The sequence below is a fragment of the Pseudomonas sp. RIT-PI-S genome (assembly GCF_025642975.1).
In the GTDB taxonomy this organism is placed as follows: Bacteria; Pseudomonadota; Gammaproteobacteria; order Pseudomonadales; family Pseudomonadaceae; genus Aquipseudomonas.
Map to the genome: position 1 here is coordinate 412,858 of NZ_JANZKJ010000001.1, position 11,170 is coordinate 424,027.

The 11,170-nt window shown below is 64.4% G+C and carries 6 protein-coding genes; 4 read left to right on the top strand and 2 right to left on the bottom strand.

What is annotated here, in order from left to right:
• Window positions 1-140 precede the first annotated feature (140 nt).
• Together OGL93_RS01895 and tadA are read left to right on the top strand one after the other, a co-directional pair.
• Window positions 141-1,514: a multicopper oxidase family protein gene (locus tag OGL93_RS01895; protein WP_263260674.1), complete on the top strand. Its 1,374-nt coding sequence runs from the start codon at window positions 141-143 to the stop codon at window positions 1,512-1,514.
• Window positions 1,514-2,002: a tRNA adenosine(34) deaminase TadA gene (gene tadA, locus OGL93_RS01900; protein WP_263260675.1), complete on the top strand. Its 489-nt coding sequence runs from the start codon at window positions 1,514-1,516 to the stop codon at window positions 2,000-2,002. The genes OGL93_RS01895 and tadA overlap by 1 nt, the downstream gene beginning before the upstream one ends.
• A 23-nt stretch (window positions 2,003-2,025) precedes the next feature.
• On the opposite strand, the gene OGL93_RS01905 is transcribed toward tadA, so the two are convergent.
• Window positions 2,026-4,962 carry a membrane-targeted effector domain-containing toxin gene (locus OGL93_RS01905; protein ID WP_263260676.1) on the bottom strand — a complete coding sequence of 979 codons (2,937 nt, stop codon included), beginning with the start codon at window positions 4,960-4,962 and terminating at the stop codon, window positions 2,026-2,028.
• 104 nt (window positions 4,963-5,066) lie between these two features.
• Window positions 5,067-6,533: a membrane-bound lytic murein transglycosylase MltF gene (mltF, locus tag OGL93_RS01910; RefSeq protein ID WP_263260677.1), complete on the bottom strand. Its 1,467-nt coding sequence runs from the start codon at window positions 6,531-6,533 to the stop codon at window positions 5,067-5,069.
• Window positions 6,534-6,719: 186 nt separating this feature from the next.
• Here mltF and purL point away from each other — a divergent pair, with 186 nt between their 5' ends.
• Together purL and OGL93_RS01920 are read left to right on the top strand one after the other, a co-directional pair.
• Window positions 6,720-10,616: a phosphoribosylformylglycinamidine synthase gene (gene purL, locus OGL93_RS01915; protein ID WP_263261094.1), complete on the top strand. Its 3,897-nt coding sequence runs from the start codon at window positions 6,720-6,722 to the stop codon at window positions 10,614-10,616.
• Between the two features lie 16 nt (window positions 10,617-10,632).
• Window positions 10,633-10,944 (top strand): YqfO family protein, encoded by a 312-nt coding sequence (locus tag OGL93_RS01920; RefSeq protein WP_263260678.1) that lies wholly within the window; start codon window positions 10,633-10,635, stop codon window positions 10,942-10,944.
• The last annotated feature ends 226 nt before the right edge of the window (window positions 10,945-11,170 follow it).

Below are 11,170 nucleotides of genomic sequence, written 5' to 3' on the forward strand. Positions count from 1 at the left end.
ACGGATCCAGCAACGAAGGTTAGTCGAAGCGCCAGCGAGCGGTGAGGCCGCGGCACATTGGCTTAAATTTCCGGGGCGGGCGGTGTATCGTGTCGCCCCTCTGCGGGCTAGCCCGCCCCGTTATAGAAGGTCCATGTTCAATGTCGTTCACTCGCCGCCAAATCCTCGCGGGCCTTTCGGGCCTGGCTGTCGTAGGGCTGGGCGTCGGTGGCGGCGCCCGGTATTGGCTGGGCCGTAAGGAGGCACCAAGTGGCCACGATTACGAACTGATCGCCGCGCCGCTGGACCTTGAACTTGTGCCCGGCCATCAGACCCCAGCCTGGGCATTCGGCGGGGCGGCGCCTGGCATGGAGCTACGCGCCCGCCAGGGTGAATGGCTGCGCGTGCGCTTCATCAACAAACTGGCAGTGCCAACCACCATTCATTGGCATGGCATCCGCCTACCGCTTGAAATGGACGGCGTGCCCTATGTTTCCCAGTTGCCGGTGTTGCCTGGCGAGCACTTCGATTACCGCTTCCGCGTGCCGGATGCCGGCAGTTACTGGTACCACCCACATGTGAACAGCAGCGAACAGCTGGGCCGTGGGCTGGTGGGGCCGTTGATCGTGGAGGAGCGCGAGCCCACCGGTTTTGCCCACGAGCGCACCCTCAGCCTGAAAAACTGGCACGTGGATGAACAGGGTGGCTTTTTGCCGTTCAGCGTGCCGCGTGAGGCGGCGCGTAATGGCACTCTGGGGCGCCTGTCCACCATCAACGGCGAGGCTAACCCTATCCTGGACTTGCCCGCCGGGCAGATCGTGCGGCTGCGCCTGCTCAACCTCGATAACACCGCCACCTACCGGCTGAACCTCAAGGGCCTTGGTGAAGCACGTATCTATGCGCTGGACGGCAACCCGGTCGAACCTCGGCCACTGGGCGAGGATTACTGGCTGGGGCCGGGCATGCGCATCTGCCTGGCCCTGCGCGTGCCTGCCGCTGGCGAGGAAATAGCCTTGCGTGACGGCCCGGTACGCCTGGGCACCTTGCGCGCCGTGCCCGCCGAGGGAGCTACGGTGGGCTGGCCCGCGGCCTTGCCCGCCAACCCTGTCGCCGAACCGGACCTGGCCAACGCCGAGAAGCTCAACTTCAATTTCGAGTGGGTCGGCACCACGCCGGCGGCGGGTGAAACAGCGGCGCCCAGCCTCTGGCAGATCAACGGCGTAGCCTGGGACATCAACGATAAAACCTGCGCGGATCGGCCCATCGCACGCCTCAAGCAAGGTAAGAGCTATATTTTCGAACTCAAGAACATGACCCAATACCAGCACCCGGTGCACCTGCACGGCATGAGCTTCAAGGTGATCGCCTCCAATCGCCGCAAGATCATTCCTTACTTCACCGACACGTTTTTGCTCGGCCGCAACGAGCGGGCGCAGGTCGCACTGGTGGCCGATAACCCGGGCACCTGGATGTTCCACTGCCATGTGATCGACCACATGGAAACCGGCCTGATGGCCGCCATCGAGGTGGCTTGATGCGCCGGCCAATGATCGTCGACCGCAGCCTGGACCAGCACTTCATGCAAATGGCCCTGGCCTTGGCAGAACAGGGCGCGGCGTTGGGCGAGGTGCCGGTAGGGGCGTTGGTAGTCCAGGCTGGGGAGGTAATCGGCAAAGGTTTCAACTGCCCGATCAGCACCAGCGACCCCAGTGCCCATGCCGAAGTGGTTGCCATTCGTGACGCGGCCCAGGCCCTGGGCAATTACCGGCTGCCTGGTACCACCTTGTACGTCACGCTGGAGCCTTGCAGCATGTGCGCCGGCTTGATCGTTCACTCGCGCATCGCCCGGGTGGTGTTTGGTGCCACCGAGCCCAAGGCGGGCGTTGCCCAGAGCCAGGGGCGTTTCTTTGACCAATTGTTCCTCAATCATCGGCCCCTGTTGGAAGGGGGCGTACTGGCCGAAGCCTGCGCGGCAGCCTTGAGCACGTTTTTCAAGAACAGGCGCAGCGGCGGCGCCCGCTAGGCCCGTTCTTTTTCGCCAGCGGGTCAGCGCACAGCCACAAGCCCCATCATGTGCAGTGCCGTCAATAGCTCATCGAGCCCGGCGTAGCGGCGGCCGCTAATCTGTGGCCATTGCGCGCGGTTGATGAAATACCGGCCAGCCTCTTCGAAGATGGGCGTGTACACCAACTCCCCCGTTCGGCTGCGATGGATGATTTCCAGGTGGCTGCCTTGGCGGGCGATCAAATACTGGCCAGGTTGCGCGACCTTATGCGCCGGCGACAATGTCGACGTTCTGCTTGCCGAGCTGTCGGCGACAGTGGCCCGCAGGCGCAGGTCGCTCTTGATCAATAGGGGCGGCCCTTCGGGCTTGGCAATGATCAGGCCGGGGTCCTCGCCAATGCCGGCGGGGACCCCGGGCGGCACGTCTTCTACACGCAGGCTGGCCACTGCTTCCAGATCGGCCATGCCGGATACACCCAGGTAATTGTCGGTGTGCGAATTGCCCATCAACGCCACCCATTTACCTTTTGGCGGGTCGGCGTTGATCACCTGATGGGCGTAGTAGTTCATCAGTTGCTGGCGGGTGGTATCGCTTGGGTTAAGGCTATGGGTACGCCCCTTATAGCTGGCCGCGCAGTCCAGTGCCTTGACCCGTATGCGGTTGTCGGCGGCCGCTTTGACCACATTGGTAAAGGTATAGCGACCGGTGGGGTCAGTCTCATGGCCGCTGTCGAGCACCTTCAGGTAGCGGCGCAGGCGGTCTGGCCACTTGCCGCTGGTGGCCAGGGTATCGAGGTCAGCCTGGTGCGCGTCGGTCAGCAGGTGCTCCATGTAGAGCGTGTCTACCCCTTCCTTGGCAAGCCGCGGCATCTGTTCGATCAGCAGCTGCTTGGCGCCGATCTGATAGTGCGCTTCGCCTATCACCAGCCCCTTGCCCTGGGCGAGGATCGTGCGCAGCGTTTGCTTGACGGGAGCGTTGGCGGCCGGAACAGGGACGGGCGGGCGCGCCAGCGCATGTTCCTGGGCGAAGAAGGTCTGGGCATCGGCTATGAGCTTGGTTTGTGCTTCGCGAAAGGCGGAGGCTATGCCGGAGCTGGGTTTTGAAAGATCAACGTAGCCTTCCAGTACCCTGCTGGAGGGGTTGAGCATGATTCCAGCCAACTCTTCGTGAAATTGGCTCGGCAGATCGTAGGCGGTGGGAACGTGTGGCGCCACGTCGGCCAACCTGGGCCGGCGCGCCCACGGCAGTAACCAGTCAAGCTTGCCCCCGCCCTTCAGGCCGGGACGGGGGAGCACCTCCCACTGGCCCACTTCGGTACGCCGCAGCGGCACTGTGCGGTAGAACGAGAAAGGGTTTTGCGGATCGACGATCACCCACGTTCGCAGCTCCTGCGCATAGCGGACCACATACGCGGCGCCATCAATGCTGACGTAGGTCTGCCCATCGGGCAGCGTATAGATGCCTCCGGGGCCCGGCGTGAAGGCGTCAAGCAGCGTATTGCTCTCAAACGGTGCCAGCTCGTTGTTGGCAGCCACGTACACGGGGCCAACGGGCAGCTCTTCGACGCCCGGCAAGGCGGCGGGATCGACTGCGGCGGTGGGCCCTCCGCCTGCTGGCGCCACGTTTTCAGACGGCAAGGTCTCTACTTCAATAGCGGCTTCGGCTGCCGCGCTACTGGCCCATGCGCCCCACAGGTACAGGCTGTTGAACAGGGTGTCGACACTCGCCGCGATGGCCCCGACCACCCCTGCCTTGCGTTCGGCCGAGGTAGGGCCATTGACGGCTTGGTCTATGTTCAGGCCGGTTTCGGCCAGCCCTGCGCCAACGACTGCCAATGCCACCGGCCAGTCGATTGCAGCCATCGGGCCGAAGACTCGGCTGAAAGCACCGAGATAGCCCAGCCAGATGTTCTCGCGCTGCTCATGGTTGCTGTGCAACACCAGCCGGGCATCGGCGGGCATTCGTTCCCGTGCCCGTTGGGCCAGGTGCGTGAACGCATCCGTGGCCAGGCGTTGCTCAGGGTGGTGGAACAATGCCGCGCCGTTCTCACTTCCCCAGCTTGAATAAAGCAGGTCGATGGTGTGGTTAAGCCCACTCGGGCGGCCGATAGCCGTGTAAGTGTCCAGAGCGAAGTGCAACATGAAGCGCGCTCGCGGCTCGGCGTCATTGTTCTGCGCCAACAGCCACCAGTGCAGCGCCTGGATAGAGCTGAATTTCTGCACGCTAAGCGCTTCGCCAGGCATCCATACGAAATGCTGCCCGGCGGAATCTTCCACGCAGAGGATGTCGGTGGAGCGGTAGCTGCCAAGCTGTAACAGGTACACCCGCGCCTCGGGCGGCGCCGTGCATTGCTGCGCCAGGGTGGAGAGCGTGAGCGGGGCAGTAGCGCCGCCTATCAGCGCTTTGAATAGAAAAGCCACGTCATCGTTGTTCAGCGCCTTGGCCTGGCGCTCCTCTAGCACCTGCGCCATGAAATGAGCCTTGGCCAACAGGCGGAAATCCTGCTGGTGTTGCTGCCAGAACCGATCGACCTGGCGCAGAAAACCCGGCTTGAAGTCGATCTTCCATAGCCAGGCCAGCAGTTGGCGCGGCAGCAGCCGTACCTCATTACTTTCGTCGAAATGGCCAGCCTCTCGGCTGGCGGTGTAGAAGCCGCTCATTATGTCGAGCTCGTCGGCGGCGTCCTGGTCGTTGACGTTGAAGCGGTGCATGACCAGCTGCACCAGCGTCATCGACTCCACGGGCGCCTGGTAATGAGCCCAGCCACTGAAGGCGCGAGGGCTGCTGGTCGCTTCGGCGAAACGGTGCCAGTGAACCCGTTCAGGGTCGAGGTGGGTGATGCCGTTTTCCTGAAGGAATAACAGCGCCATCCGCCGTACCTGATCGCGCAGGTCGGGGCAGGCTCGGGCGATAACGCCGGCCAGGTTTCGCAGATGGGCCTGTACGTCAGGTGTGGCGGGGAGGTCAGGTTGTGCCATGGGAGTATCCTCGAACAAGGGAGGTCGAGGGTGGCGGCCCCTGGGCAGGGGCGGTCGTACATAATGCTTTCGCTGAGGCCACGGGCCGGCGGTATGCGCCTGGTTTAAAGTGGCGGCGAACTCTGCGCCGGGGTGGGGTGGGTCTTGTCCACGCCAGGCACATGCAGGTTGTTGTCCGCCACCTGGCCGCCTTCGGTCTGCGGCTGGGTTACCCAGGTAAGGATGTCGTAATAGCGGCGGATGTTGGCCACGAAGTGCACGGGCTCGCCGCCGCGGGCGTAACCATAACGGGTTTTGCTGTACCACTTCTTTTGCGAGAGCCGCGGCAGCATTTTTTTAACGTCCAGCCACTTGTTCGGGTCCAGCCCTTCATCCACGGCCAGCTTGCGGGCATCGTCCAGGTGAGCGGTGCCGATGTTGTAGGCGGCCAACGCGAACCAGGTGCGGTCGGGTTCCTGGATGCTCTCGTCGAGCTGATCCTTGATCAGCGCGAAGTACTTGGTTCCGCCATAGATGCTCTGGCGGGCGTCCAGGCGGTTCGCCACCCCCATTGCCTGGGCGGTGCTTTGGGTCAGCATCATCAGGCCACGCACGCCGGTCTTGGACGTCACCGCCGCCTGCCACATCGATTCCTGATAACCGATCGCCGCCAGCAGGCGCCAGTCCACCCGTTCCTGGCGGGCCGCGGCCTGGAAGTGTTTTTCGAAGCGCGGCAGGCGCTCCTGCAAGTGCTGGGCGAAGGTGTAGGCACCCACATAGCCGAGCACGTCGACGTGGCCGTAATAGCGGTCCTTCAGGCGCTGCAGGGTGCCGTTGCGACGGACCTTGTCGAGAAAGGCGTCGATTTCGTGGAGCAGGCTGTTGTCGTCCCCGGAGGCCACGGCCCAACGCTGGTCGCGGGCGTCGCCCAGGTCGAAGGCCACCCGGACGTTAGGGAAGTACACCTGGTTCATCGCCACTTCGTTGGAGTCGACCAGGGTGTAGTCGATCTGCCCTTCGTCGACCATCCGCAGCAGGTCGACCACCTCGACGGCGTCCGACTCTTCGTATTCCAAGCCGGGGTTCTGTTGCTTGAGCTCGGCCAGCTGCTCGGCGTGCGTGCTGCCCTTGAGCACCGTGATCTTCTTGCCGATCAGGTCCTTGGCCTCGGTCGGCCGGGCCTGCCCGTTGCGGTAGATGATCTGCGGAGTGACTTCAAGGTAGGGGTGGGAAAAGCGCGCCGTTTGCTGGCGGGCGGCGCTGCTGATCAGGCCCGCGGCGGCCAGGACCGGGCCATTGGGCTGGCCGAGGCGGTTGAAGAGGTCGTCCAGGTTGTCGGCGGTCTGGATTTCCAGCTTCACGCCCAGGTCGTCGGCGAAACGCTTGACCAGCTCGTATTCGAAGCCCGTTTCGCCGTTGCGGTCCTGGAAGTAGGTGGCCGGGCTATTGCGGGTGATTACGCGCAGCACGCCGTCCTCCTTGATACGCTCCAGTGTGCTGGGTTTTTCCACACAGCCGCTGAGCATCAACAGGAAACCGGTTGCAAGGAGCCACGCCGCATGGCGCAGGTGGGGAACAATCGAGGCGAACATGGGTGCAGTATACGCAAAGCGCCTTCGCGACCATATCTCGACAGTGCGTCAGGGTTCTGCTAGGGCTGGGGAGGGACAGGGCGGCCGACCGTCTACCCTTTGCCAGCGCCGCTACGGGTGCCTCCGGCGATGGTTTAGGCTAGAATGCACGACCCAATCTACACCCCTCCCGAGGCTGTCCCCACGATGTTGATCCTGCGCGGCGCTCCTGCCCTTTCTGCCTTTCGCCACGGTAAATTACTGGAGCAACTGAGCCAGAAGGTCCCCGCTGTCACCGGCCTGTACGCCGAGTTCGCCCACTTTGCCGAACTCAAGGCGGACCTCAACGACGAACAGCTGCAAGTGCTGGCTCGCTTGCTCAAGTACGGGCCGAGCGTGCCGGTGCAGGAGCCGGTTGGGCGCCTGTTCCTGGTAGTACCGCGTGCTGGCACCATCTCGCCCTGGTCGAGCAAGGCCAGCGACATCGCCCATAACTGTGGCCTTGCGGATGTGGAGCGGCTGGAGCGCGGGATCGCCTACTACGTGCAGGGTGAGTTGAGCGACGAGCAGGTCGGCGAAGTCGTCGCGGCCCTGCACGACCGCATGACCCAGCGGGTGCTGGAGCGCCTCGAGGATGCCGCGGCGCTGTTCAGCCATGCCGAGCCAAGGCCCATGGCCTCGGTAGACGTGCTCGGCGGCGGCCGCGCGGCCCTCGAAGCCGCCAACCTGAGCCTGGGCCTGGCCCTGGCCGAGGACGAAATCGACTATCTGGTTCGCAGTTTCCAAGGCTTGGGGCGCAACCCCAATGACATCGAGCTGATGATGTTCGCCCAGGCGAACTCCGAGCACTGCCGCCATAAGATCTTCAACGCCAGCTGGGACATCGACGGCGAGGGGCAGGAAAAAAGCCTGTTCGGCATGATCAAGAACACCTACCAGATGCATGGCGAAGGTGTGCTGTCCGCCTACAAGGACAACGCCGCGGTGATCGTCGGCCCCGAGGCCGGGCGCTTCTTCCCCAACCCGGACAGCCGCGAATACGGCGCGGTACGCGAACCCGTGCACATTCTGATGAAGGTCGAGACGCACAACCACCCGACCGCCATCGCGCCGTTCCCGGGCGCTTCCACCGGCTCCGGCGGGGAGATCCGCGACGAGGGCGCGACTGGCCGCGGCGCCAAGCCCAAGGCGGGCCTGACCGGCTTTACCGTATCGAACCTCAACATTCCCGGTTTCGAACAGCCCTGGGAAAAACCTTACGGCAAGCCCGAGCGAATCGTCACCCCGCTCGACATCATGATCGAGGGCCCACTCGGTGGCGCCGCCTTCAACAATGAGTTCGGCCGCCCGGCCCTCACCGGTTACTTCCGTACCTTCGAGCAGGCGGTGAACAGCCCGCGTGGTGAAGAGGTGCGTGGCTATCACAAGCCCATCATGCTCGCTGGCGGCCTGGGCAACATCCGCGCCGAGCACGTGCAGAAGGGTGAGATCCCGGTGGGCGCCAAGCTGATCGTGCTCGGCGGCCCGGCGATGCTGATCGGGCTCGGCGGCGGTGCCGCGTCGTCCATGGCCACCGGCGCCAGCTCGGCGGACCTGGACTTCGCCTCCGTGCAACGGGAGAACCCGGAAATGGAGCGCCGTTGCCAGGAAGTGATCGACCGCTGCTGGCAGCTGGGCGAGGCCAACCCTATCTGCTTCATCCACGACGTGGGCGCCGGCGGCTTGTCCAACGCCTTCCCGGAGCTGGTCAACGACGGCGGCCGCGGTGGCCGCTTCGAGCTGCGCAATGTGCCCAACGACGAGCCGGGCATGGCGCCGCACGAAATCTGGAGCAACGAATCCCAGGAGCGCTACGTGATGGCCGTGGCCGCGGAGGACTTCCCGCGCTTCGAAGCGATCTGCGAACGCGAGCGTTGCCCGTTCGCGGTCGTGGGCGAGGCCACCGAAGCGTTGCAACTGACGGTCACCGACAGCCACTTTGGCAACAGCCCCGTGGACATGCCGCTTGAAGTGTTGCTCGGCAAGGCGCCGCGCATGCACCGCGCGGTTACCCGTGAGGCAGAGCAGGGCGATGATTTCGACCCCGCCACCCTTGAGCTGGCCGACGCGGTCACCCGGGTACTGCGCCATCCGGCCGTGGCCAGCAAGAGCTTCCTGATTACCATTGGTGACCGCACCATCACCGGCCTGGTCGCCCGCGACCAGATGGTCGGCCCGTGGCAGGTACCGGTAGCCGACTGTGCCGTGACCGCCACCAGCTTCGACGTGCACACCGGTGAGGCCATGGCCCTGGGTGAGCGTACGCCGCTGGCCTTGCTGGACGCCCCGGCTTCCGGCCGCATGGCGATCGGCGAAACCCTGACCAACCTGGCGGCCTCGGCCATCGCCCAGCTTTCGGACATCAAGCTCTCCGCCAACTGGATGGCCGCCGCCGGCCATCCGGGCGAGGATGCGCGCCTATACGACACGGTCAAGGCGGTGGGCATGGAGCTGTGCCCGGCACTGGGCATCACCATTCCGGTCGGCAAGGACTCGATGTCCATGCAAACCCGCTGGCGCGACGAGGGCGCGGAAAAATCCGTGACCTCACCGCTGTCGCTGATCGTCAGCGGCTTCGCCCCGGTTACCGATATCCGTAAAACCCTGACCCCGCAGCTGCGCCTGGACAAAGGCGAGACGGACCTGATCCTGATCGACCTGGGCCGCGGCAAGAACCGCATGGGCGCCTCGATTCTCGCCCAGGTGCACGGCAAGCTGGGCCAGAGCGCGCCAGACGTGGACGACGCAGAAGACCTCAAGGCCTTCTTCGCGGTGATCCAGGGCCTGAACGCCGATGGCCACCTGCTGGCGTACCACGACCGTTCCGACGGCGGCCTGCTGGTCACTGCGCTGGAAATGGCATTCGCCGGCCATTGTGGCCTGGAGCTGCGCCTGGACACCCTTGCCCAGGCCCGCGAAGAAGCGGCGGCGGTGCTGTTCAACGAGGAGTTGGGCGCGGTGATCCAGGTACGTCACGACGCCACCCCGGAAATCCTCACCCAGTTCAGCGCCGCGGGCCTGGAAGACTGCGTGATGGTCATCGGCAAGCCGGTCAACAACGGTCACGTGACCATTCGCCTGGCTGAAGAAACCCTCTTCGAGGGCGAGCGTCGCCTGCTGCAGCGCCAGTGGGCCGAAACCAGCTACCGCATCCAGCGGTTGCGCGACAACGCCAGCTGCGCCGATCAGGAATTCGACACCCTGCTCGAGGAAGACAACCCTGGCCTGCATGCCAAGCTGTCGTTCGATGTCAACGAAAACGTCAGCGCGCCTTACATTAAGACCGGTGTTCGGCCGAAAGTAGCGGTGCTGCGCGAGCAAGGCGTGAACGGCCAGGTGGAAATGGCCGCTGCGTTCGACCGCGCGGGCTTCAGCGCGCTGGACGTGCACATGAGCGACATCCTCGCCGGCCGGGTGGACCTGAACGAGTTCAAGGGCCTGGTGGCTTGCGGTGGCTTCTCCTACGGCGACGTGCTCGGCGCGGGCGAGGGCTGGGCCAAGTCCGCGCTGTTCAACAGCCGCGCGCGCGAGGCGTTCCAGGCGTTCTTCGAGCGCAACGACAGCTTTGCCCTGGGCGTGTGCAACGGGTGCCAGATGATGTCCAACCTGCACGAGCTGATCCCTGGCAGCGAAAGCTGGCCGCACTTCGTCCGCAACCGCTCCGAGCAATTCGAGGCACGGGTGGCGATGGTCCAGGTGCAAGAGTCCAACTCTATCTTCCTGCAGGGCATGGCCGGTTCGCGCATGCCGATCGCCATCGCCCACGGCGAAGGTCACGCGGAGTTCGCCAGCGAGCGGGCGTTGATCGAAGCGGACGTGTCCGGTTGCGTGGCGCTACGCTTCGTCGACAACCACGGCAAGGTCACCGAAACCTACCCGGCCAACCCTAATGGTTCGCCGCGCGGTATCACTGGCCTGACCACCCGGGACGGTCGCGTGACCATCATGATGCCGCACCCGGAGCGGGTGTTCCGCGCTGTGCAGAACTCCTGGTACTCCGACGAGTGGAGCGAGGACGGCGGCTGGATGCGCATGTTCCGCAACGCACGGGTGTGGGTGAACTGACCCCCTGGAGGCACGAATGTACAAACTGTGCTTTTTCGTGCCGCCGAGCCATCTGGAGCAGGTCAAGGCTGCCGTATTCGCCGCCGGTGGCGGTCGAATCGGCAGCTATGACCATTGCAGCTGGCAGGTGTTGGGCCAGGGCCAGTTCCGCCCGCTGGACGGCAGCCAGCCGTTCATTGGCAAGCCTGGCGCCGTCGAGACGGTCCAGGAGTGGCGGGTGGAACTGGTGGTGGCGGACGAGCTGATCGAGGCGGTAGTGACCGCACTCAAAGGCAGCCACCCTTATGAAACGCCCGCATACGAAGCCTGGCGGCTGGCGGATTTATAAATCCCACAACCCTTGAGTACCCAGGTTCGCCGGCTGGCGCCAGCTCCTACAACGTTTGTAGGAGCGTGCGAAGCCCGCGAACTTACGGCGCTGGAGGTTCGCCGGCTGGCGCCAGCTCCGGCAGAGTTTTGTAGGAGCGGGCGAAGACCGCGAACCTGCGGCATTGAAGGTTCGCAGGCTAGCGCCAGCTCCTACAGAGTTTTGTAGGAGCGTGCGAAGACCGCGA